Consider the following 23,356-nt stretch of genomic DNA (forward strand, 5'->3'; position numbering starts at 1 on the left):
TTCTCTCTCCTTTTAATTTTTATTCTTTTTTAATACTATTGTCACCACTATGGCAGAGGTAAATAATACACTAGCCTCTACAAAAGTATCAAAAGCTCTATAATCCAATATAACTCCAGTAACGATATTAGTAGCCCCAGTATCCCTAGTAGCATTTTCTATATAATATTTAGAAACTTCATTATGGGCTATTTCTCCCTTGCCAAAGGATGGTAGTTCCATTACTCCTAATAGAAGTATAAAAGTTAACCCAAGGGTAATAAGCAGTGCAACTATTTTTCTCATTTTCTCTCTCCCTTTATTCTCTTCAATGTAACTATAAATAATATGGTTGTTATACCCGCTCCAACAGCAGCTTCTGTTATTGCTAAGTCTGGCGCATTTAGCTGTTGCCATAATATAGCCATAATTAGGCTATAAACCATGAATAATATAATTGAGCTTAATAAGCTTTTTAAAGAAGAAACCATAATTGAAGATATTATCAATAATGTTAACATTATTATGCTAAAGATTTTCATTCTCTATTACTCCATCCTTCATTTCTGATGACTTTTTCCGCATGTACTCAGCTTTACCTATTAAATGAGTAGCTGTAGGATTTGTTATCCATACAAATACTAGAACCAAAATTAACTTTAAACTAGTAAAATTAAAACCACTATAAATTATAAGTCCAGTTAAAGATAATAAAACTCCTAAGGTATCACATTTTGCTGCACTATGGACTCTTGTAAAAACATCGGGAAATCTTAAGACTCCTAATGTTCCAACCATGAAGAAAAACAAACCTCCTCCAATAAATATTCCCGATAGTAGTGTTTTAATCATGTTTTTTTCCTCCAGAACTTTCAATATAATTAGCAATTACAATGGATGCAATAAAACTAATCAACGCATACACTAAAGCTACATCTACAAAGTAAGTTTCCTTAATAATAAAGGAAACCATAGTAATTATTATAATTGTTTTCGTACTTATTACATTTATTGCAATAAGTCTATCTGCTGAAGTAGGTCCTTTAACAGCTCTATAAAGACATGCTAATATAGTTATGGACAAAAATATTACAGAAAAAACCAATATCTTATTCATTTACATCTTCCTCAACTTTCAAAAGTATCTTTTCAAAAGATGAATCTTCTAAATCTTTTAAATTCTCCTCTTGGAGAGAATGGATTGTTATTTTATTATCATCTACAAACAAAGTCAATGTACCTGGAGTTAAGGTTATTGAATTAGCTAGAACCGTTCTTAAAAAGTTAGATTTCAATTTAGTCTCGATAGTACAAGTGCTTGGTGATATTTTCATTTTAGGACTTAATACTATTCTAGCAACATTTATACATGACTTAAAAATTTCAATTATTAACAACCATAAATATCTGAAAAAGATAGTTATTTTGTTAACATTCCATCTTAATTTTTTATTATTGTATTCCAATAAATCCTCATTGAATTTACTAATAATATAAGCTATTATTATTCCTATACATACTCTCTCTATCGAAAAGGATTCACTTAATATAATCCAAAACAAGACAAGAACTATTGAGTGCCAAATTTTCACAGTATTCTACTCCCTTCCACATTATTTTATCTAACTATTATATTATCAATTTCCTTGAAGGACGTCTATATTTTTTTATTCAATTTATAGATAAATAAAAAAAATACAAAAAGTAGTTCATACCCATGGTACAAACTACACTATTATTTAATCATTAATTTTACTTATTATTCCCCCGCCAATTAAATCATCACCTTGGTAAAATACTACTGATTGACCCTTTGTTATAGCCCTTTGTGGATTTAAGAGTTCTACTTTTATTTCTCCACTTTCCATGGGATATATTATCCCTTTATTTGAAGCAGTAGAATATCTTACCTTCACTTCTACCTCTAAAGGTTTTTCTAGCTTATCAAAAGGTATAAAATTTACATCTTCTGCAATTAATTCTTTTTTAAATAAATCCTGGTTTTCACCGAGTATTACTTCATTAGCTTCCACATCTATGTCAACTACGTACATCCTTTTACCTAGCGCTATCTCTAAGCCTTTTCTTTGACCTATAGTATAGTGGAGTATACCTTTATGCTTTCCTAAAATATTTCCATTCAAATCTTTAAAATAACCTTCCTTAGGCACTTCTCCAGTTCTTTTTTGAATAAATTTTCCATAATCATCATCAGGTATAAAACATATTTCCTGGCTATCTTTTTTATTATGAACTGACAGTCCAATTTTTTTAGCAATAGCTCTTATGTCATCCTTTGTGTAATCACCACAAGGTAGGAGCGTGTGTTCTAGCTGAAACTGAGTAAAATTGTATAAAACATAGCTTTGGTCTTTAGTTAAGTCTACACCTTTTTTTATTAAATATCTGCCATCTTTCTCTTCAATTTTAGCATAGTGGCCTGTTGCTATATAATCTGCCCCCAAATTTAAAGCTCTTTTTAAAAAGGATTCAAACTTAATATATTTATTACATGCAATACACGGGTTGGGAGTTCTGCCATTTAAATATTCATCTATAAAATTTGTTACAATCTTTTCTTTAAACTCTTCTTTAAAGTTCATTACATAAAAAGGTATACCTAGTTTATGAGCTACTCTTCTACCGTCATTTACTGAAGATAGGGAACAGCATCCTCCCTCTCTTTCTTCATATTCTTCATCTTCTTCCCAAATTTGCATGGTAACACCAATAACCTCATATCCTTGTTCTAATAGCAAATAAGCCGCTACTGAACTATCCACTCCACCACTCATACCTAGAACTACTTTTTTCTTCATTCTGTCACCATCCTAATTCTATCTACTATATTTCTAATATTTTCGCAAACATATTCCATATCCTCTTTTGTTGTTTCATCACCAATAGATATTCTAATTGATGCCTTAGCCAATTCTTTACTTAGTCCTAAAGCTAATAGTACGTGGGAAGGTTCCATAGACGTTGCTTGGCAAGCACTTCCGCTGGAAACGCAAACGCCCATTCTATCTAAGTTAAATAATAAATCTTCTCCATTTATTCCCGGAAATGCAATGTTTATATTATTAGGTAATCTATTATTTCCACTTCCCCCATTTAAAAAGGAACCTTCTATATGTAAAAGATTATCTATCATTTCATCTCTTAGAATAGTCAATCTTTCCATATCTTCTTTCATATTATTAAAGGATATTTCCGTTGCTTTCCCAAAACCAACAATAGAAGCTACATTTTCAGTACCTCCTCTTTTGCTTCTCTCTTGTCCTCCGCCATGAAGTAAATTATGAAGCTTTATTCCCTTTTTAACATAAAGTGCCCCTACTCCTTTAGGCCCATATATTTTATGAGAAGATATAGATAACATATCTATATTTAACTCTTTCACATCTATTGGCACTTTCCCAAAGGCTTGCACTCCGTCACAATGAAATACAACACCTTTTCCCTTGCATATTTTACCTATTTCTTTAATGTTTTGAATAGTACCTATTTCATTATTTGCAAACATTATTGATACTATAATTGTATCTTTTTCTATAGAGTTTTTAAGTTCTTCTAAATCTATAAGCCCTTCTTCATCTACTGATAAATAAGTAACTCTAAATCCATTACCTTCTAAGTATCTACAGCTACTTAATAAAGATTCATGCTCAATTTTAGTTGTAATAATATGATTTCCCCTTTCTTTATTACCATGAGCAAATCCTTTTATGGCCCAATTATTAGCTTCAGTGGCACCACTTGTGAAAAATACCTCTTCACTTTTGCAGTTAATTGCATTACTTATATTATCTCTAGCAAATTCTATAGACATTTTACTCTTAAAACCTATAGAATATTGAGAAGAGGGGTTCCCATAGAACCCCTTTAAATATGGCATCATTTCTTCTAAAACTTCATTTTTTATAAATGTAGTTGCAGCGTAATCCATGTATATATTTCTATTCATTAACTAATCACCTTTTTTTGCTTATTCAAACACAGGAGTAGATAAATATCTCATACCTGTATCCGGTAAAATTACTACTATATTTTTCCCCTTATTTTCTTCTCTTATACCAAGTTCTTTAGCCGCATATAAAGCCGCTCCTGAAGATATTCCCACTAGAAGTCCTTCAAGGGTTACAATTTCCTTGGTAACATTAAATGAATCCTCATTTGATACCTTTATTATTTCATCTATTATTGATGTATCTAAAATCGATGGTATAAATCCAGCTCCAATGCCCTGTATTTTATGAGGTCCTGGTTTTCCTCCTGAAATTACAGGTGAATCTGTAGGTTCTACTGCTACAATTTTAACATTTGGATTTGCCTTTTTCAATACTCTTCCGATTCCAGTTATAGTTCCTCCTGTGCCAACTCCTGACACTAAAATATCTACTTTCCCGTCTAAATCTCTTAATATTTCTTCAGCAGTAGTTCTTTCATGGATTGATGGATTAGCTAAATTATCAAATTGCTGAGGAATAAAAGAATTAGGTATTTCACTGGCAATTTCCTCTGCCTTTGCAATAGCCCCCTTCATTCCTTCAGCTGCAGGAGTTAAAACTAATTCTGCTCCATAAGCTTTTAATAGTTTTCTTCTTTCTATACTCATAGACTCTGGCATTGTTAATATTATTCTATATCCTTTAGCCGCAGCAACCATTGCTAATCCAATTCCTGTATTTCCACTTGTTGGCTCAATTATTACTGTATCTTTATTAATTAATCCTAATTTCTCGCCTTCTTCAACCATAGCAAAGGCTATTCTATCCTTTATACTGCTTCCTGGATTAAAATATTCTACCTTAGTAATGATATTTGCTTTAATTTCATATTGTTTTTCAAACTTGCTAACCTTTAATAATGGTGTGTTTCCTATTAATTCTGTTAAATTATTATATATTTTCATAATAACCCTCCTGTTATTTATTATACCTATATGTTTAGTATGTTTTTATTTAAAATATATACATGTATTATATATAATACATGTATTCAATTCCACTACTTTTATTGTATTCTCCAACTAAATCTTCTAGAGTTATGGAATTTACTATTTTTTCTATAGAAATATTCAGCTCTTTCCATACATTATCATAAATACACTTCTCTAAAAAATCATTTTTCATAGTATCTTCCCAGTCTACTACATCTAAATCTCCTTCTAATACCCTTAGTATGTCTCCTACTAAAATCTTTGAAGATTCTTTAGCTAAAGCATATCCTCCTTGAGAACCTTTTTTACTTATAACTAACCCATTCTTTCTAAGAGCTGAGAAAATTTGTTCTAAATATTTTTCTGATATATTTTGCCTTTCAGAAATACTTTTCAAAGTAATATTATCATAAGATGTATATATGGCAATATCCATCATAGCTTTTAATCCATATCTTCCTTTAGTTGATATCTTCACAAAATACACCCCTTGTCATTCACGATTGTATTCCTATATGATTAGTATGATTATAATATCAGTTCCATCCTTTGTCAATAGCTTTAACAAAAAACTCCTAGAATTCTAGGAGTTTTTTCTCTTTGATAGATTCATTGTTAATAGATAATTATATTTTGTAGCATGCTTCATTTCATCTGTTAATATTTCAAATACTATGTCTCTTTGGTATCTATTAGGCAAACCCATTCTTATTATTCTATATTTCTCTACAGCACTTAATTCTCCAAATAAAGCTTTCCTAATAGCATCAATATAAGATTTAGGCTTAATAAACTTTTCTTCATCTGTACTTTCTATATCTTGCCCTGTATAACATTTATAAATTTCTTTAAACCATCTTCTATGTTTTCGTTCATCATCTCTTATAGAAGTAATTATTTCCTTATCTTCTCTTGTAGGAGCTAATTTAATTAAATAATCATAGGTTAGCTCATCATTTCTTTCGTCTTGTACTGCTTCTTTAATTAAAGCCAAGGACCTTTGCAAATCCTTTCTAGTGAAATCCATTCCATAATTTGAGCAACAATTGTACATTTACTCCTCCACAAACTATTACTTGCACAGTATATTATATGTATAAAACTTCCCTTTGCCACAAAATTAAATTATAGAAAATAATTTATATATATGTCATAAATAAACATCTTGCATATATATATTACTGTAGGTCAAATTTTTAGGAGGTTAGTTATGGATTCTAATATGATGAATATGTGTAACATGTGCATGCATAAAGCATACTGCCCTATGGCAGCAGGAATGAAACCTATGGGTATGCATCAAATGCCCATGAATATGGACATGGACATAGATATGGATATGGATATGGATATGAATATGGGCATGGATATGGACATGGAAAATCTACAAAATATGGGTTTAATGCAAGACATGAATTTAACTGAAGATATGATGGATAATATGAGAGATGGTTCTTCTATAAAGGAAGATACTGAGGATATTGCTACAAACGCTGATTTTATAGAAGATGAGGATTTTGATTTTACAAGAAGACCTAAAGACAAGCATAATCACCATGGATATAATTGTGATGTAGACCATGTGTTAAGAAAATTGGAAAGAAATAATCCTGGAATTTTTAGAAGATTAACAATGTGCGGAATGCCCTATTTTCAGGCAAGAAGGTTTGTGGGAAGAATTGTCTCCTTATCCTTAGATTATTGCAGAGATTAAAACATAAACATTTCTACAATAACCGTCTAGTAATTTCAACTAGGTTTAGATAGGTAAGAATCTAAACCTAGTTGAACCTTTTTAACCTGTTATTTTAGGATCTCCTTCATCTTTTAAATTATTAAAGAGTGGAGCGGGATCAAATAGCTTTGAATCCTTTAATTGAATATTTATTTCCCCTACAATGGCTTCTCTAAAATGTTCTAATTCTTCTTTAGATAACTGTGGTATTTGTTTCAATAGTAATTCATCAAATAACTTTTTCTTTTCTTCTCCCGCTTGTGGTATAAATTTAAATTGTTGTTCAACGGCATAAAATATGCTTTTAGCTATATTATAAGTGGTGTTATACTGTTGTGCCCCCATTTGCTTTATAAGAATTTCCTTCTTTTTAGTAAGGTATGATACAAGCATAGTAATGAGATAGCTTAAAAGCACTCCCAATATACTTAAAATCCCTTGAATTAATATATCCATAATATTATTTTGTAGTCCTTGCATTATATCACCTCCATTTATAACAATATCTTAGAGCCTTTAGTTCTAGTTGTTAGAATAATTCTATTTCCCTCTTCCTCATTATCTTGAATGGTTATATAATTATATTTATCTAAGTGGAAGTTAACTCTCCCTTTTTCCTTATTAACCTCAAAGTACCCAATTCCCCCTGGAAGAGCATATATACCTGGAGTAGTTGGGATACTATGATCAATGGCCGGTAAAACATCTTCTTTTTTTTCTACAGGAGCAACTTGTCCAGTAATGCCTGCTACTATTGCACTGGCAATCTTTGCTGCATTATACTTATTACAGTCTTCCTTGTTATCACAGAAGAATGGCTCTACTAAAATAGCTGGCATGCTTGTATATTTCAACACATAAAGATTTTCTCTTTTTACAGCTCCCCTATTGACATATCCAAGCTTGCTTATCTCAGAGGATATTCTTTCTGCATAAACCTTACCAGCTAAAGAAATGTACTCTACCTCGCAACCCTTTGCTATATCTTTTTTAAAAGCATTAACATGTAAGGATACAAAAATATCTACTCCATTTTTATTTGCTATATTAACCCTATAAGCTAAAGACTGACCCAAGGTTAAATTAGGTTGCATAGGGGTAACATTTATAACTGTATGGCCCAGTCTTACCAATTCATTTATAACTAACGGACCATATTCTCTTATAACATTTTCTTCATTTAAGTAACCAACGGATCCCCTATCTTCTCCTGTTCCATGCCCAAAATCTATAGCTATTTTCATTATAATTCCTCCTTTCAATAAAACTTTAATATATAATATGCAGTTTTATTTTTTTTGATAGAGTATAACAAAATTTTAAATATGCCATATTTATATATTAAATCAATTGTTAGGAGTTATTATGTATAATAGAAAAGCTGCCGTATTATATGCTAAAGAGTACGCACTAAAACCCAACCCTAAGTATAGATATTTTTCATTAGAACACACTGGGGGAGATTGTACTAACTTTGTTTCTCAATGCCTTTTAGCAGGTGGTGCACCTTTAATATACAACAGAGAACATTCTTGGTGGTATAACAGCAAAAATACAGCTAATGTTATGGATGATAGTTGGTCCCTATCCTGGGCCATAGCTCACTCATTTTATTGGTTTTTGAAAGTAAATGAAGAAAAAAATCTAAAAGGAGCTAAAGGACGAGAAGTGAAAGATGTAAATTTATTAGAACTTGGGGATTTAGTGTTTTTTCAAAATACCAAAGGCACTATATATCATTCATCTATAATTACAGACTTTTTAGGGAATGTTCCTCTAATAAGCCAACATACCTTTGAAGCTTTAAACATTCCTTATCACAAGAATTGGATTGCTCATAAAATTCATTTATTAAAAATTTCTATATGATTTTCTAGGTAATATGTAATATATTATAATTATATAATTGTACCTAGGAGGGTTTTATGAAATTAATAGATTTAACTCATGAACTTGAAGATGGACTGTTATCCTATTCAGTGGATGAAACTCCCAGCATATTTCCTTTAGCTACCATAGATAGTTTTGGATACGAGGTTAATAAGTTATTAATTACTACCCATACATCTACACACATTGATGCACCTAAGCACGTTTTAAATTATGGAGAAGCTATTGATACTATGCCTTTAGAAAATTTCTTTGGGACTGCATTTATATTGGACGTTTCTTTTATAGAAAATACCGTTATTTCCCTGGAAATTTTTTGCAAACTTTATACCTGTGATGCTGACTATATATTTTTTTATACTGGCAGCGAAAGTAAGTGGAATACTCAAGAGTATTTATATAATTACAAATACCCATCCCTTGACCTTTGTGATTATATAAGTAAATTACCTATTAAAGGAGTTGGATTTGATACTATTTCAATAGATTCACCTCATAGTGTATCCCTTGAAAATCATAAAGCATTATTGAAAAATAATAAGATAATAATTGAAAATTTAAATACGCTTTCTCTTTTAAAAAATAAACTATGTACTGTTTTTATATTTCCTTTAAAAATAAAAAATGGAGATGGTTCTCCAGCACGAATTATTGCACAAATATAAAAGAGAGGTTAGCAATGCTAACCTCTCTTTTATATTTGTTATAGATTTCTTTCGTAAGCATCTATCATTTTTTTAACCATTGTTCCGCCTACGTATCCATTTTCTCTTGAAGTTAAATTTCCTTTATCCATTGTTTCGTAATTTGCTAATCCTAATTCTGAAGCAACTTCAGCTTTAAACTGATTTAATCCTTTTCTAGCTTCTGGAACTAATATTCTGTTTGATGATGTATTGTTATTTGCCATAATGTTTCCCTCCTGTTTTTAATTTATTTTTTAGTTTTGTAATATAAGTTTTTACCTAATAAGCTTGTTATATGTTATGGAATTGAAGGAAACCTTGGCAATCTCTTCTAAAAATTTTATATAAATAAAAAAAGCCCTCATCCTTGTAATTAAATAAGGATGAAGGCACATACTAATTACTACCTTTTTTATTAATAAATGATTTAAAAATTATTTACTAATACTAAAATTTGTAAGTTTTAATAAGATTATCCAAATCATCTAACATAAGGTTTGCTGCCTTAACTCCTCCAGCAGTATTCCATATTGCATCATCAACTCTATAGACTTTATTGTTTTTATAAGCAGTCAAAGACTTAAACATCGGTTCTTCTAACCATTCCTTTTCCCTTTGAGTTCCTTGTCCATCTCCTGTTTCATAGGTAAAATAAAATATTACATCTCCATCTGCTTCTTTTAATCTTTCCTTTCCAATCTCTAATGTAAATTCATCACTTCTTTGAGTTTCAGGTCTTGCAAAACCAATTTGTTTTAATATATTTCCAGCAAAGGTATCTCCTAAATAAATTCTAGTTTTGCCAGGCATGAATCTTACTAAAGAAATTTGAGTTTTCAATTTATCATCGGCAAGCTTTGATAATTCTGATACACGTTTATCAAAGTTATTTATAATTTTCTTGCCCTCTTCCTCTTTATTTAAAACTTTTGCATAAAATTCAAAATTATTTTTCCATTCTCCTCTTAATGTATTTGAATATACTGTCGGAGCCATTTGAGATAATTGTTCATATATCTTCTCATGTCTCATTTTATTTCCTATAATCAAGTCTGGTTTTAATGCAAGTATAGCTTCAATGTTAACTTGACTCTCTAAACCTACGTTTTCAACCCCTTCTAGCTCTTTTTCAAGATGCTTAAACCATGGCTTTCCAGTCCAAGATTGTACAGCTCCTACTGGCTTAATCCCTAATTCTAACAAAGCTTCTGTACCCTCATTGGTAAGAATTACTACTCTTTTAGGTTCTCCTTTAATATCTGTTTTTCCCATAGCGTGTTCAATTGTTATAGTTTCTCCGTTATTTGTTCCTTGAGGTGTATTTGAACTTTTCCCAACTCCACATGCTGTTAGAGAAAAAGCTAATGTACAAAACCCTATAATTTTGATAAATTTTTTAAATACCACTTTAACACATCCTTTTCTTTTGATTTCGAAATTAATAATATCACAACCTTTTTGTAACTGCAAGTGATTTTCATTATACATTGATAATCTTTTTCATTGACAACCTCTTTCTCCTAAACTATACTTATATAGTGCAAAAAAAATTGACATTTTAAAGAAAGGATGTGCCTAATCTTGAAGACTAACAAAGGCAAAATTTTCTTACTAATAGCCTTAATTTTAATACTAACCTTACTTTTAATTCAAAGTGTATTATTAGGATATATTAAAACCTCTTTCGAGGATTTCATTAACACATATAAAAATTATTCCAATATAACTGAACATATTATAATTAAAAGTTCTAGAGTTCCAAGAACTATAATAGCTCTTTTTGTTGGAGCAAGCTTAAGCGTTTCTGGAGTATTAATGCAAACTCTAACAAAAAATCCTATGGCTTCACCTGGATTAATGGGCATAAATTCAGGTTCTGCTTTTTTCATGGTATTAACTTATAGTTTATTGCCTTCAATTTCGCAAAATTATATAATACTATTTTCCTTCCTGGGAGCTGCAATATCGGTAATATTAGTATATATTTTAGCTGGTGGTATTCGAGGTTCTATTCAAACCTTTGATTTAACCCTTGCTGGTGCAGCAGTTTCTGCTTTTTTTATTTCTCTTATGCAAATCTTTTTGTATAAAGACCAAAAAACTATGGAGGAAATATTATATTGGCTAACTGGTTCTGTAGAAGGAAAAAGTCTTGATTCTTTAATAAAAATTGCGCCCCTATTATTAACGGCTCTGTTAATTTCCTTTCTACTATCAAATAAATTAAATATCTTATCCTTAGGAGAAGATACTGCTAAAGGCTTAGGGCTAAATACAGAAGTTTTAAAAATACAAATTATTATATTAGTAGTTATACTAGCTGGTGGTTCAGTTTCAGTTGCAGGCCCTATTGGACTAATTGGACTAATTATACCTCATATAACTCGTTCACTAGTGGGTTCAGAATTTAAATGGGTAATTCCATACAGTATGGTGCTTGGAGCTATACTTTTATTATCAGCTGACATAATATCTAGATTTATTATATATCCAAAAGAAATTCCTGTTGGAGCGATTACCGCAATTCTAGGAACTCCATTTTTCATCTATTTAGCAAGAAAGGCGGAGAATAACTAATGAACAATGATTTAGTAATTAGAAAAAAGAAGTTTTCCTTTTTAATAGAGAAGAGAAGTTTAATAATCATACTATCAGTAATACTATTAGCAGTATTTAGTATACTGTTTAGTTTAAGTATAGGACAAAAATATATACCACTATTAGAGGTTATTAAAACTTTATTGATTAAAGAAACAAGCAATATTTCATTTATTATTAATAACATAAGACTTCCTAGAACATTAGTGGCATTTTTAGTAGGTGCATCTTTAGCCCTATCTGGTTCCATTATCCAAGGAATTATAAAAAATCCTTTAGCAGATCCTAATATAATTGGAATTGTAGATAGTGGTTCAGTAGGAGCATTGGTTTTCTTGACACTTTTTACAGATCCTAAAAATAATGCTTTAACTACTAGTATATTTTACATGCCATTATTCACTTTTATTGGAGCATTTTCAGCGGCTTTGTTAGTTTATTTTTTAGCTTTCAACAAAGGTGTTACCCCTAATAGATTAATATTAATTGGTTTAGGAATTTCAGGAGCTGCTAAAGCTTTAACTTCAATACTAATTATTAACGGCCCTGTAGTATTTATAAAGGAAGCTCAAACTTGGATTACTGGCACTGTTTACGGTTCCAACTGGACACATGTTAAATTGCTATTTTCTTGGTTTAGTATATTATTGACAATTACATTTATATACATTAGACAACTAAACTTACAAAACTTAGAAGACAACATTTCCAAAGGTTTAGGAAATTCTTTAGAAAAAAATCGTTTTATTTTATTAGTACTTAGCGCTGCCTTAGCAAGTGGTACTGTTGCAATTGGTGGTGGAATAAGCTTTGTAGGATTGATAGCTCCCCATATTTCCCGAAAGCTAACCAACTCATCTTTTGGGAATCTTGTACCTATTTCTTTATTAATAGGGGGAATAATCGTTGTACTAGCTGACATAGCTTCAAGAACTTTATTTTTCCCTTTAGATTTACCAGTGGGAATATTTACTGCAGCAATAGGCGCACCATTCTTTATATATTTATTAATAAAAAATCAAAAATCACGAGGAGGTTTGTAACATGAGTTTGCAGGCGAGTAATTTAACTTTAGGTTATGGAGATAACATAGTACTTAAAGATATAAATATAACAATACCTAAAAATAAAATATCTATATTGGTTGGAAGCAACGGCTGCGGAAAATCCACTTTATTAAAAACAATGTCTCGACTTTTAAAACCTATGTCTGGCAAAGTTTTATTAGAAGATTACAATGTATTTGAAAAATCTACAAAAGAAATAGCAAAAAAACTAGCTATTTTAACTCAAACGCCAACGGCGCCACAAGATTTAACTGTGTTTAATCTTGTAAAGCAAGGTAGATATCCTTATCAAACTTGGCTTAAGCAATGGAGTAAAAAAGATGAAGAAATAGTTAACTATTCATTAGAAAAAACAGGATTAATTGATATTAAAGACAAAAAGCTTTCTAACCTTTCGGGTGGACAAAGACAAAGGGTTTGGATTGCAATGACTATTGCTCAAGAGACAGATATAATTTTACTAGATGAACCTACCAACCATTTAGATATAAAATATAAAATAGAAATTTTAGATTTATTAAAAGATTTAAATAAGATAGAGGAGAGGACTATAGTAATTGTTTTACATGATATTAACCTGGCTTGTAGGTATGCAGATCATATAGTGGCTGTAAAAGACGGAGTTATTTATAGCGAAGGTAATCCCAAAGATATAATTACGGAAAAGCTTATAAAAGATGTATTTCATATAAATTCTACAATTATAGAATGTCCTGTATTTAAAACCCCTATGTGTATCACTTACCAGTAAAAAATAAATCTTGCCTTGGGCAAGATTTGTTTTTTACTTTGATATTAATTTTGATATTGCATTTTGATGCTGAGGGTCCACCTTACCATCCTTATGCCTTGTACTATTTAAAAAATGTATATCTACGTGACCCTCCATGCCATTGCCCTTAATAACATCTAAATTTTGTCCTCTACCATATCCACCTGAACGATTATCAACTGTAACATAGGCTGGATAGGCATCTAACCCTGCATGGGGCATAGCACTCATAGAAGCTGCGTATTTTTTACCATCTATGTTTAATACAACTGGTCTTCTTTCCCAAGAAAAACCTTTCCAAATGCTTTTTAATATGTTCGTGTCTTCTTTTGTTAGGGTTTCCACATCAGCGTGATTATCTCCCATGGTTCTTTCAACTTTAAATTTTTTCCCAGTAAAAACATCCTCTACCTCTACAGTAGCTCCAACCGGAAATGCATACCTTCCACTTTTCCACCAATCTACTGCCTGTATTGTGCTTTGTGAGGATTTTTTAGAAGCTTCAACTTTTTTCTTTACTTCCTCTTTGTTTAGTAGTGATACTCCTCCCCTTGATAGGGATTGTTTGCTATTATCTTGTGCGACACTGTCTTTTACCACCTTAACTTGATCTGCAGCATTCTTATTTACAGCTGTTTCAACCTCTGCATTTTTGTAAGTATCTTTTTTACCATTGCTAGTTGTAATCATTATAAAAAAAACCACCCCTAGTAATACTAAAAAATAGTTCTTAACCTTATTATTCATTTTACCTCCTCTGTCGCCTACGAAGTTAGTTGACGGGTTCGGGTTGAGGATACCCTACCTATAAGGATTCACCCCAATTTAATATCCTCCGTTGCCAATGGCATTAGGCCTAAAATCTAAATTAGCTCATAAAACAATGAGCTAATTAGTAATATATCAAAAAGTTATGAATAAATTATGAATTTCTTACCCTTTTTTCCTATGGGATTAATGGGTGTATAGCCATTTTTTTCAATAATAATAGGACTGAGTTAAATAAAAAATTTCACCCAGTCCCATTTTTTATCCGATAACTACTTCAAGAACTCTGTTTATATATGAAGCAGTACTTTTGCTATTGAAAAATACACAATTAAGGCTCCAGCATCCACAATTGTAGTTATAAGTGGCCCTGCCATAATAGCAGGGTCCATTTTAAGTTTTTTAGCAATTATCGGCAACATAGCACCTACTACTTTTGATAAAACTACAGTAAATAATAGTGTTATACAAATTGTTACAGATACATAAAAATCTGTGCCTTGTAAAAAATATATTCTTAGGAAATTTAATATTGCTAACGCTATACCAGTAATTAAACTAACTCTTAATTCCTTGTATACAACCTTAAAAAAGTCCTTTGTCTCTATCTCTCCTAAAGCTAAGCTTCTAATCACAAGGGTAGCTGATTGAGAACCTGCATTTCCACCTGTATCCATTAACATAGGAATAAAAAATGTCAATACTACAACAGATTGTAGTACATCTTCAAATCTTTTTAAAATATTTCCTGTAAAAGTTGCTGATACCATAAGAATTGTTAACCACATCAATCTATTTTTAGCTAATGTAAATACTCCTGTATCTAAATATGCTTCCTCTGAGGGAGCCATAGCAGCCATCTTTTGAAAGTCTTCTGTAGTTTCTTGATCAATTACGTCGATAATATCATCAATGGTAATAATACCCGTTAATCTGTCTTCCATATCAACCACTGGAACAACAATAATATCATACTTCTTAAACAAACTCGCTACGTACTCTTGATCATTTCCCGTATTTACATATACCACGTCTTTATTCATAACATCTTCGACTTTAAGGTTGTAATCACTAAGTATTAGCTTTCTTAATGAAACTATACCCTCCAGTTTTCTCTCTTCGTTAATAACATAGCAATTATAAATGGTTTCCTTGTTTATACCTGTATATTTAATATGTTCAATGGCCTCCCCTATGGTCATGTTCTTTTTAAGATCTACATACTCAATGGTCATTAAGCTGCCTGCTGAACTTTCAGGGTAATTTAGGAATTCATTTATAAGTTTTCTTTCCTCTACGTTAGAATGTTGTAATATCTTTTTTACTACTTTTGCTGGCATTTCTTCTAATAAGTCTATCATATCATCGAAATATAACTCGTCTATTATATGCTTAATTTCTTTATCCGTAATTGCTGAAATAATATTTTCTTGAACTTCACTACTAATGTAATTAAATACATCAACAGCTAAATCTTTTGGAAGCATTCTAAAAACAAGTATGGATTCCGATACATCTAGGCTCTCTATAATTTCCCCAACGTGAACTGGATTTAAGTTAATTATTTTTTCCCTCACATCAGTGTATTTTTTTTGTTCTATCATGGATAATATTTCGTCGTTTTCCCATTTCATTCACTTCAACTCCTACACATCACCATACCTTTAAAAGTTACGGCATATTTTCCTTTATTCAGTTTTATCATGCATTTATGAGGCTCGGGATCAATATCCATAACTATCACCTTCTATCTATAATATTATAATATAATCCAATACAGCAAAATAAAACTTAGATTTTACCTAAATAAAATCTAAGTTTCACTTACCATAAGTTTACCACACAAACAGGTATATATCAATTAAAAAGCTGGAACTACATTTCCGTCATATTTTTCTTCAATAAATTTTTTAATTTCTGGTGAAGTTAAGGCTTTTGATAACGCTTTTATATTTTCTTTATCCTTATCTTCTTTTCTAACCGCTAAAACATTTGCATAAGGTGAATTTAAGGACTCGATTGCTATAGCATCTTTAGTTGGATTTAATTCTGCTTCAATTGCATAGTTTGCATTAATAACAGCAGCATCCACATCTCCAAGTACTCTTGGAAGCTGAGCAGCATCAAGTTCTGTAATCTTAAAATTCTTTTTGTTTTCTGTTATATCTATTTTAGTTACTAGTTCTCCTGCCTTAACTTTAATTAACCCAGCATTTTCTAATACTCTTAAGGCTCTAGCTCCATTTGTAGGATCATTAGGTATTGCAATTTCTGCTCCATCCTTTAATTCTTTTAAATCTTTAATTTTATTTGAATATAAACCCATTGGCTCTATATGAACCTTTACAGTATAATCCAAATCGTATTTTTTCTCTTCAATAGTTTTATTAAGGAAAGGTACGTGTTGAAAGAAGTTTGCATCCAACTCTTTTTCGGCCAAAGCTGTATTAGGAATTTGATAATCTGTAAATTCTATAATTTTTAAAGCATAACCATCCTTCTCTAATACTTTACCCACTTCCTTTAAAATTTCTGCATGAGGTAATGGAGTTGCTCCTACAACTATTTCTTTTTTAGTTTCCTTTCCTCCTGCTGGAGCTGCAGTATCTTTAGCTTTATCATTTGAAGCTCCACATCCTGCTAATCCTATTGTTAATAATGCTGTTGCTAATAAAATTGATATTTTTTTCATTTTAAATGCCCCCTAAATTTTTATTATTTATTTAAATTTTTATAAACTACATTACCAAAACTCTGAATACACTGAACTAATATTATTAACACTATAACTGTATAAATCATAATATCTGGTTTAAATCTATTGTATCCATAGCTTATAGCTACATGTCCAAGGCCTCCTGCACCAATAGTTCCTGCCATAGCTGAGTAACCAATTAGATTAATAATTGTTAATATTATTCCTCTAATAATTGATGGAAAGGCCTCCTTTAACATAACTTTAAATAATATTTGTATGTTTGTAGCTCCAAAGGACTTTGCCGCCTCAATAAGCCCAGGATCAACTTCCTTTAATGCTGACTCTAGCACCCTTGCCACAAAAGGAGCTGCACCTATGGTAAGCGGCACTATGGCAGCAACTCTACCTATACTTTTTCCAGCAATTAACTTTGTCAATGGTATAATTGATATCATTAATATGATAAAAGGAAAAGATCTTAAAACATTGATTAATAAATCTAAAATACCATATATAAATTTATTTGGCTTTAATCCCTTTTCTTCAGTAACTACGAGAATTATAGATAATATAAATCCAATTATCACTGCAAAGATTGTAGAGTAGCTTACCATGAACAATGTATCCTTTAGCGCAGGTATTAATATGTCCTTATACATTTTACATCACCTCCCAATGAATGGATTTATTATTTAAATAAGTACATATTCTTTTCTCTTGCTCTTTTTCTATATTAATTATCAAGCTTCCTAAAACCTCTTGCCTAAAGCTTTCAAGCTTTCCCCATACAATTGAAAAGTCTACATTTAGCTCCCTAGCCATGGATGTTATTACAGAGCTTTCACTTACTTCCCCTGGAAAAAATATTTTAATATTAACTCCATGATTAGGAAGTAATTCTCCACCTTCTAATAAGTTTTTCAGTTCTCCTTCTGGTTTTAAGAAAAGTTCTTTTACAGGGCCATAAGCTTTTATTTCACCATCTTCAATTAAGGCCACTTTGTTACATACTTCTTTAATTACTTCCATTTGATGAGTTACTATTATTACTGTGATATTTAACTTTTCATTTATCTCCTTAAGAAGAGATAATATAGACTTAGTTGTTTCTGGATCTAAGGCTGAAGTAGCCTCATCACAGAGAAGTATTTTAGGTTCTAAAGTTAGTGCTCTTGCGATAGCTACCCTTTGTTTTTGTCCTCCACTTAATTGTCTAGGATGACTTTTTGATTTGTCCTCTAAACCAACTAATTTCAACAATTCTGTTACTCTTCGTTCTATTTCAAGTTTATTTTTGCCCCAAATTTTCATAGGTAGAGCTATGTTATCATAAACATTTAAAGTGTTTAGTAAATTAAAGTTTTGAAATATCATTCCCATTTCTTTCCTAAGCTCTCTAATTCCCTCTGAACTCAAATTGTTTATCTCGTGACCATCAACGGTTATGCTACCTTGGTTATAATCCTCTAAAGCATTTAAACATCTAAGTAAGGTGGATTTTCCTGCACCACTTCTTCCTATAATTCCAAATATTTCACCTTCATTAATTTCTAGATTAATATCTTTTAATACTACATTATCTTGAAAATTTTTACTTACTCCTTCAATTACTATCATGTCAGTCCCCCTTAAATACTAATAAAATAGACCTGAGAAATTCTCAGGTCTAACCTAATTTTTCTCATCTCCCGGCATATCACCGCAGGAATTAGCACCTCGTATCTCTACAGGTTGCTGGGTTTCACAGGGCCAGTCCCTCCACCTCTCTTGATAAGTTTTATTCAATTAATAAAATAAAGCCTGAGAATAAACTCAGGCTAACAACCTAATTCTTCTCATCTTTCGGCATATCACCGCTGGACTTAGCACCTTGTATTTCTACAGGTTGCTGGGTTTCACAGGGCCAGTCCCTCCACCTCTCTTGATAAGTAATGATATTGTATTTGCTTTTTTTATTATTATATAGGCATTATGATATATTGTCAACAGTAAATTTTAATTTTTATATTTTTTCAAATAGCTTTCTTTATTAGAGATTATTTTTTTAATGGCATATACAAAGTAATCTACTTCCTCTAAGGTGTTATAAATTCCAAAGCTTATCCTCACCATGCCCGGCCTACTACCCGCAAGTTTGGATATTTTCTTAACCTCTTCCTCACTAATATTTAATAGTCTTTGTATATATGGGTGAGCACAAAAACACCCACTTCTTACTCCAATACCAAACTCATAGGATAATATTTTAGCTACAGTCTCATGATACATTCCATCTACATTAAATGTGATAATAGAGACATTTTTATTACAGTCACTGCAATACATATTTAGACCTTTCACCCTCTGCAATGACCTTATAGCATGTTTTAACAGTCTATTTTCGTATTCTTCAATATTCTTCATACCCAATTTATCTAAAGTTTTAATAGCTGATGTAAGAGCTACAACCCCTACAACATTTGGTGACCCAGACTCGTCCTTTTCAGGAGTGTGAAGCCATTTAACAGAATCTAAAGTTACAACATCTACAGTTCCTCCGCCACTATAATCTGGTGGCAAATTCTCTAATTCATCTTTTGCACCAATTAACACCCCTATTCCAAAAGGTGCATACATTTTATGTGCAGAAAATACTAAATAATCTATATGCTCTTCAGAATCTATAGCCTTCACATTAACTGGTGCATGTGGAACTAGCTGTGCTCCATCTACTAATATTTTAGCACCATATTTATGTGCAATTCTCGCTATATAATGAATGTCGTTTTTATATCCGGTAACGTTTGAGGCTCCAGTAACTGCAACAAGTTTGACTTTACCTCCATGCTTTTTTAATCTTTCTTCTAAATCATTTAAACATAATTTACCGTGATTATCTATTTTAACATGCTCTAATTTAAACTTTCTCCATGGAAGATCATTTGAATGGTGTTCCATCTCTGTAGATAAAATAATGTCATCTTTATATTTATTATATAACATATTAGACAATTTATTTATAGCTTCCGTAGTATTTTTAACAAATATCACTGACGAATTATTTAAATCCGCCCCCACAAATTTTGCTACAACCTTTCTTCCATCATCATAAAGTTTAGTTGATACCTGAGATTTATACCCCATACCCCTGTGAATCGATGAGTAATAAGGTAAAAAGTCTAATAAGTCTTCAACAACCTTTTTAAATGCCGGAGTGGTTGCAGCATTATCTAAATTTACATATCTTACTTTTCTACCATCAATTAAAGGTACTATTGCATTTTCCCCTAATACTAAATTATAATTATTATACATTATTTTCCACCCCTAATATTTCTCTTTATATATACTATGAGAATAGGGTAAAATGAAACCTTAATTTTAATCTATTTTTTTGCATACTTATCAATTATGGTTCTTGTAACAATAAGATAAATAATTAAATTACTAGGAGTATTTAATATACCAAAAATTCCCCATAGCCAATAATTTTTTTCTCCTCTTTTTTTGGCATCATTAAACATCCATAGTCCTTGTAGGAGAAGTATTGGAATAAGAATTATTAAACCAATCAACTGCAATCCATCTAATTTCATATATTACTTCCCTCCGTTATTCTACTTTTAGAAATAGGTATTATGATGATTGGCCCTATTAGAAGCATAAATACTTGAAAATAAACCATATATCTAATTCCTAGAATAAAAAATATACTATACAAAAGGACTATTATACAAAAAGATATCCCTATAAAAAGTAAATTTTCTCGTCTCTTTTTTCTACTTTCCATAATATTTAATGCATTTTCAATTATATCCTCTATATCTAAGTCAATTTGAAATTGATCTTCTGAAAGAATACTCATGAACTCTTCCATTTTATCTATTTCTTTATTATCATTCATCAATTATACCCCTTTCCTTCATTTTTCTTATAATAATTTTTATTGAATTATGAAGTCTTGATCTAACAGTGCCAATAGGGCATTTCATTATATGCGCAATTTCTTCATAACTAAAGTTGTAGTAGTGCTTTAATATAAAAACCGTTCTTTTTTCATAAGACAATTCTTGTAAAATAGATAAAGCTTGATTAATTAAAATATTATTCAATGCTTTATTTTCAATATCTTCAGTAAAAACCTCTATACTCTCATCTAGAAGTATTAACCTCTTGTTTTTCTTTAAAGTGTCTCTATAAATATTTGTTGCAATAGTGATAAGCCAGGTAGAAAACCTATAATTTGGAATAAACTTGTTTATATTAACTATAGCTTTCAACAGTGTTTCTTGCACAATATCCTTAGCCTCTTCTATATTTGAAGTCATCTTTATAGTATATCCCTTTAAAATATCATAATTATTATTTATCAACATAGTTATAGCAACCTTATCTCCAGCTTTTGCCGCATTTATTATATCTATTTCTTCTTCCAAGTCTATCACCTGCCAAATGCCGTATTATATTAATTTTTCATATTTAAAATTAGTAGTTAACTTGTTAAATAAAATATAATCAATTAAATATATTATAGTTCCTAAAACTACAAGAATGAAATTTGTCAGCAAAAATACACCCGTCATTTGTCCTACTACTAATAATATAATAGGAATTATAATAAGCCCACTAACTTGCTGTGCATCTTGAAAAGTCTTAGATTTAGCTGAAACTAATACTGTAAAGGTAAGTCCTAGTAATGTAATAGCTGGTACCAGATATCCTATTAATATAATCCATTTTATATTAGGAAATATAATGCCTCGAAAGAATTTTAACCCTCCAATATTTACAACTAATCCAAAGGCGATAAATGAAATTAATGTGGTGGCATAAGATGGTATAAATACTCCTAGTACCTTGCTCACAAATAATTCCTTTAAAGTTATAGGTGTATAAAATAACGTTTCTAATGTTTTATGCTCTCTTTCCCCTACAAAGCTGCTTGCACCTAAAATACTAGAGCACATTATTGGTATTATCAGAAAAAATGATGGGAAAATATAATCTATTGAAGCTTTAATTATCAATTGCTCTGCAGTAAGCACTCCATAGTCATATGGCAGTTTATTTAATAATCCTTTCATATCTTTTAAAATATCAGACATATCAAAAGATAAGCTTACTCCTATTAGCATAAGTGAAGGTATTAAAACCACCATAAGTAATGGAACTATAATCATAGGCATGTATATTTGTTTTGATGAAAATATGTCCTTTATATCTTTCTTTATTATAGCTAATCCTTTCCTATTCAATCTTATCACCTCTTGTATAACTAAAATATAAATCCTCTAAACTACACATGGATTTTTTAACTTCATAAATTCTTCCACCACTATTTACTGCTTTATATAATATCTCAGGAATTTCTTCTTCAGAAACAATTTCCTTTTTATAAGTGTCGTTTAATCCCTTAGAAAAACCCAACTCAGAAGATATATTAAATCCCCTAATTACTAAATGATTGTTTATCTTCTTTGCTTTAGCTAACTCTTCAAAGCTTCCAAAGCCTAACATGGTTCCTTTTCCTATAAACCCATATTTACTACATATATCTTCAGCATATCTTAATTGATGTGTACACATAAATATTGTAGTGCCGCTATCACGAGCCATATTTTTTATTAAACCAGTTACATTTTGTGCTGTTTCCGGATCTAATCCAGATGTGGGTTCATCTAAAAATAAAACTTTTGGATTATGAACTAATGCTATAGCTAAACTTATTCTTTTTTTCATACCTGTGCTATATTCCCTAACTTTTTTATCTTTGTGTTCAAATAGCTCTAATTTCTTCAATAAATTTTGAACCCTTTCTTTTAAAATCTTGCCTGATATATCATGAAGACTTCCAAAAAACATTAAATTTTCTTCTCCTGTGAGATTTTCGTAACATGCTGCTGTTTCAGTCATAACTCCACAAATTTTACGTATTTCTCCTCCATTATTAATAATGTCTTTTCCTAATATTTCAGCATTTCCACTAGTAGGCTTTAAAATCCCATTTAAAATTCTTATAGTAGTAGTTTTCCCAGAACCATTGGGTCCTAAGAACCCTACTATAACTCCCTGTTCTACTTCAAAACTGATATTTTTTAAAACATTAACTATTCCATCGTAACTTTTAGTTAAATTTTCTACTACAATCCCTTTCATATTATCACTCCTTATAAATTTAACGACTAACTCTTCAAAAAGTTCACATAGAAATAAACATACTGCAGAATTATTTCTGCAGTATG

General features: G+C 30.7%; 31 protein-coding genes and 3 riboswitches. Of the genes, 6 read left to right on the forward strand and 25 right to left on the reverse strand.

The features are described from left to right. Positions 1-12: 12 nt before the first annotated feature. The 10 genes from mbhE to ABDZ69_RS08085 form a co-directional block, all read right to left on the reverse strand. Entirely contained in the window at positions 13-285 is a 273-nt protein-coding gene (gene mbhE, locus ABDZ69_RS08040; RefSeq protein ID WP_343768587.1) for a hydrogen gas-evolving membrane-bound hydrogenase subunit E, read from the reverse strand. Then, positions 282-521, reverse strand: a complete 240-nt coding sequence (locus ABDZ69_RS08045) for a hydrogenase subunit MbhD domain-containing protein (RefSeq protein ID WP_343768589.1) — start codon at positions 519-521, stop codon at positions 282-284. The genes mbhE and ABDZ69_RS08045 overlap by 4 nt, the downstream gene beginning before the upstream one ends. Further along, the gene (mnhG, locus tag ABDZ69_RS08050; RefSeq protein WP_343768591.1) at positions 508-831 is read right to left on the reverse strand and encodes a monovalent cation/H(+) antiporter subunit G; all 324 of its coding nucleotides are present in this window, start codon (positions 829-831) and stop codon (positions 508-510) included. The genes ABDZ69_RS08045 and mnhG overlap by 14 nt, the downstream gene beginning before the upstream one ends. Continuing rightward, the gene (locus ABDZ69_RS08055; RefSeq protein ID WP_343768593.1) at positions 824-1,096 is read right to left on the reverse strand and encodes an MrpF/PhaF family protein; all 273 of its coding nucleotides are present in this window, start codon (positions 1,094-1,096) and stop codon (positions 824-826) included. The genes mnhG and ABDZ69_RS08055 overlap by 8 nt, the downstream gene beginning before the upstream one ends. Beyond that, entirely contained in the window at positions 1,089-1,571 is a 483-nt protein-coding gene (locus tag ABDZ69_RS08060) for a Na+/H+ antiporter subunit E (RefSeq protein WP_343768595.1), read from the reverse strand. The genes ABDZ69_RS08055 and ABDZ69_RS08060 overlap by 8 nt, the downstream gene beginning before the upstream one ends. A gap of 147 nt (positions 1,572-1,718) precedes the next feature. Then, positions 1,719-2,798 (reverse strand): tRNA 2-thiouridine(34) synthase MnmA, encoded by a 1,080-nt coding sequence (gene mnmA / locus ABDZ69_RS08065; protein ID WP_343768597.1) that lies wholly within the window; start codon positions 2,796-2,798, stop codon positions 1,719-1,721. Further along, positions 2,795-3,946, reverse strand: coding sequence for a cysteine desulfurase NifS (nifS, locus tag ABDZ69_RS08070; protein ID WP_343768599.1), 1,152 nt, complete (start codon positions 3,944-3,946; stop codon positions 2,795-2,797). The genes mnmA and nifS overlap by 4 nt, the downstream gene beginning before the upstream one ends. 21 nt (positions 3,947-3,967) lie before the next feature. Further along, complete coding sequence (gene cysK, locus ABDZ69_RS08075; RefSeq protein ID WP_343769627.1) at positions 3,968-4,897, reverse strand: cysteine synthase A; 930 nt, start codon at positions 4,895-4,897, stop codon at positions 3,968-3,970. Positions 4,898-4,961: 64 nt separating this feature from the next. Next, positions 4,962-5,399: an RrF2 family transcriptional regulator gene (locus tag ABDZ69_RS08080; RefSeq protein ID WP_343768602.1), complete on the reverse strand. Its 438-nt coding sequence runs from the start codon at positions 5,397-5,399 to the stop codon at positions 4,962-4,964. Positions 5,400-5,504: 105 nt separating this feature from the next. Further along, positions 5,505-5,948: a ferritin-like domain-containing protein gene (locus tag ABDZ69_RS08085; protein ID WP_343768605.1), complete on the reverse strand. Its 444-nt coding sequence runs from the start codon at positions 5,946-5,948 to the stop codon at positions 5,505-5,507. 183 nt (positions 5,949-6,131) lie between these two features. Here ABDZ69_RS08085 and ABDZ69_RS08090 point away from each other — a divergent pair, with 183 nt between their 5' ends. Beyond that, entirely contained in the window at positions 6,132-6,635 is a 504-nt protein-coding gene (locus ABDZ69_RS08090) for a hypothetical protein (protein WP_343768608.1), read from the forward strand. Between the two features lie 81 nt (positions 6,636-6,716). On the opposite strand, the gene ABDZ69_RS08095 is transcribed toward ABDZ69_RS08090, so the two are convergent. Further along, positions 6,717-7,136 carry a phage holin, LLH family gene (locus ABDZ69_RS08095; protein WP_343768610.1) on the reverse strand — a complete coding sequence of 140 codons (420 nt, stop codon included), beginning with the start codon at positions 7,134-7,136 and terminating at the stop codon, positions 6,717-6,719. Between the two features lie 14 nt (positions 7,137-7,150). Beyond that, positions 7,151-7,900 (reverse strand): N-acetylmuramoyl-L-alanine amidase, encoded by a 750-nt coding sequence (locus ABDZ69_RS08100; RefSeq protein ID WP_343768612.1) that lies wholly within the window; start codon positions 7,898-7,900, stop codon positions 7,151-7,153. Between the two features lie 121 nt (positions 7,901-8,021). Between ABDZ69_RS08100 and ABDZ69_RS08105 the strand changes: the two genes are divergently transcribed. Together ABDZ69_RS08105 and ABDZ69_RS08110 are read left to right on the forward strand one after the other, a co-directional pair. Then, positions 8,022-8,525, forward strand: a complete 504-nt coding sequence (locus ABDZ69_RS08105) for an amidase domain-containing protein (protein WP_343768614.1) — start codon at positions 8,022-8,024, stop codon at positions 8,523-8,525. 56 nt (positions 8,526-8,581) lie between these two features. Then, positions 8,582-9,211, forward strand: a complete 630-nt coding sequence (locus tag ABDZ69_RS08110) for a cyclase family protein (protein ID WP_343768615.1) — start codon at positions 8,582-8,584, stop codon at positions 9,209-9,211. Between the two features lie 38 nt (positions 9,212-9,249). On the opposite strand, the gene ABDZ69_RS08115 is transcribed toward ABDZ69_RS08110, so the two are convergent. After that, entirely contained in the window at positions 9,250-9,456 is a 207-nt protein-coding gene (locus tag ABDZ69_RS08115; RefSeq protein WP_343768616.1) for an alpha/beta-type small acid-soluble spore protein, read from the reverse strand. A 223-nt stretch (positions 9,457-9,679) separates the two neighbouring features. Continuing rightward, positions 9,680-10,720 carry an ABC transporter substrate-binding protein gene (locus ABDZ69_RS08120; protein WP_343768618.1) on the reverse strand — a complete coding sequence of 347 codons (1,041 nt, stop codon included), beginning with the start codon at positions 10,718-10,720 and terminating at the stop codon, positions 9,680-9,682. Between the two features lie 93 nt (positions 10,721-10,813). Here ABDZ69_RS08120 and ABDZ69_RS08125 point away from each other — a divergent pair, with 93 nt between their 5' ends. Genes ABDZ69_RS08125 through ABDZ69_RS08135 form a run of 3 tightly spaced genes read left to right on the forward strand, consistent with a single transcriptional unit; the run spans position 10,814 to position 13,648 of the window. Further along, a complete protein-coding gene (locus tag ABDZ69_RS08125; protein WP_343768619.1) occupies positions 10,814-11,809 on the forward strand; it encodes a FecCD family ABC transporter permease in 996 nt (331 codons plus the stop codon). Continuing rightward, positions 11,809-12,873: a FecCD family ABC transporter permease gene (locus tag ABDZ69_RS08130; protein ID WP_343768621.1), complete on the forward strand. Its 1,065-nt coding sequence runs from the start codon at positions 11,809-11,811 to the stop codon at positions 12,871-12,873. Before ABDZ69_RS08125 ends, ABDZ69_RS08130 begins: the two co-directional genes overlap by 1 nt. Position 12,874: 1 nt before the next feature. Continuing rightward, complete coding sequence (locus tag ABDZ69_RS08135) at positions 12,875-13,648, forward strand: ABC transporter ATP-binding protein (protein WP_343768622.1); 774 nt, start codon at positions 12,875-12,877, stop codon at positions 13,646-13,648. Positions 13,649-13,681: 33 nt separating this feature from the next. Here the strand turns inward: ABDZ69_RS08135 and ABDZ69_RS08140 are convergent, their stop codons facing one another. The 11 genes from ABDZ69_RS08140 to ABDZ69_RS08190 all read right to left on the reverse strand — a co-directional run bounded on the left by ABDZ69_RS08140 (position 13,682) and on the right by ABDZ69_RS08190 (position 23,270). Next, a complete protein-coding gene (locus ABDZ69_RS08140) occupies positions 13,682-14,416 on the reverse strand; it encodes a hypothetical protein (protein ID WP_343768623.1) in 735 nt (244 codons plus the stop codon). Next, positions 14,416-14,536, reverse strand: a riboswitch (cyclic di-AMP (ydaO/yuaA leader). It overlaps the preceding gene by 1 nt. A gap of 191 nt (positions 14,537-14,727) precedes the next feature. Further along, positions 14,728-16,071: a magnesium transporter gene (mgtE, locus tag ABDZ69_RS08145; protein ID WP_343768624.1), complete on the reverse strand. Its 1,344-nt coding sequence runs from the start codon at positions 16,069-16,071 to the stop codon at positions 14,728-14,730. Between the two features lie 227 nt (positions 16,072-16,298). After that, the gene (locus tag ABDZ69_RS08150; RefSeq protein ID WP_343768625.1) at positions 16,299-17,129 is read right to left on the reverse strand and encodes a MetQ/NlpA family ABC transporter substrate-binding protein; all 831 of its coding nucleotides are present in this window, start codon (positions 17,127-17,129) and stop codon (positions 16,299-16,301) included. A gap of 23 nt (positions 17,130-17,152) precedes the next feature. Then, positions 17,153-17,794 (reverse strand): methionine ABC transporter permease, encoded by a 642-nt coding sequence (locus ABDZ69_RS08155; protein WP_343768626.1) that lies wholly within the window; start codon positions 17,792-17,794, stop codon positions 17,153-17,155. Between the two features lies 1 nt (position 17,795). Then, positions 17,796-18,752 carry a methionine ABC transporter ATP-binding protein gene (locus ABDZ69_RS08160; RefSeq protein ID WP_343768627.1) on the reverse strand — a complete coding sequence of 319 codons (957 nt, stop codon included), beginning with the start codon at positions 18,750-18,752 and terminating at the stop codon, positions 17,796-17,798. Between the two features lie 61 nt (positions 18,753-18,813). Further along, positions 18,814-18,912, reverse strand: a riboswitch (SAM riboswitch). Between the two features lie 55 nt (positions 18,913-18,967). Then, positions 18,968-19,066, reverse strand: a riboswitch (SAM riboswitch). Between the two features lie 64 nt (positions 19,067-19,130). Next, positions 19,131-20,429 (reverse strand): aminotransferase class V-fold PLP-dependent enzyme, encoded by a 1,299-nt coding sequence (locus ABDZ69_RS08165; protein ID WP_343768628.1) that lies wholly within the window; start codon positions 20,427-20,429, stop codon positions 19,131-19,133. A gap of 71 nt (positions 20,430-20,500) precedes the next feature. Next, positions 20,501-20,710, reverse strand: a complete 210-nt coding sequence (locus tag ABDZ69_RS08170) for a sigmaY antisigma factor component (RefSeq protein ID WP_343768629.1) — start codon at positions 20,708-20,710, stop codon at positions 20,501-20,503. After that, positions 20,707-21,018: a hypothetical protein gene (locus ABDZ69_RS08175; RefSeq protein ID WP_343768630.1), complete on the reverse strand. Its 312-nt coding sequence runs from the start codon at positions 21,016-21,018 to the stop codon at positions 20,707-20,709. Before ABDZ69_RS08175 ends, ABDZ69_RS08170 begins: the two co-directional genes overlap by 4 nt. After that, positions 21,011-21,550 carry an RNA polymerase sigma factor SigY gene (gene sigY, locus ABDZ69_RS08180; protein WP_343768632.1) on the reverse strand — a complete coding sequence of 180 codons (540 nt, stop codon included), beginning with the start codon at positions 21,548-21,550 and terminating at the stop codon, positions 21,011-21,013. Before sigY ends, ABDZ69_RS08175 begins: the two co-directional genes overlap by 8 nt. A gap of 24 nt (positions 21,551-21,574) precedes the next feature. Beyond that, the gene (locus ABDZ69_RS08185; RefSeq protein WP_343768633.1) at positions 21,575-22,378 is read right to left on the reverse strand and encodes an ABC transporter permease subunit; all 804 of its coding nucleotides are present in this window, start codon (positions 22,376-22,378) and stop codon (positions 21,575-21,577) included. Then, entirely contained in the window at positions 22,362-23,270 is a 909-nt protein-coding gene (locus ABDZ69_RS08190) for an ABC transporter ATP-binding protein (RefSeq protein ID WP_343768635.1), read from the reverse strand. Before ABDZ69_RS08190 ends, ABDZ69_RS08185 begins: the two co-directional genes overlap by 17 nt. Positions 23,271-23,356 lie beyond the last annotated feature (86 nt).

Origin of the sequence: Clostridium malenominatum (genome assembly GCF_039521365.1) — a bacterium.
GTDB classification, from domain to species: Bacteria; Bacillota; Clostridia; order Clostridiales; family Clostridiaceae; genus Clostridium_AW; species Clostridium_AW malenominatum.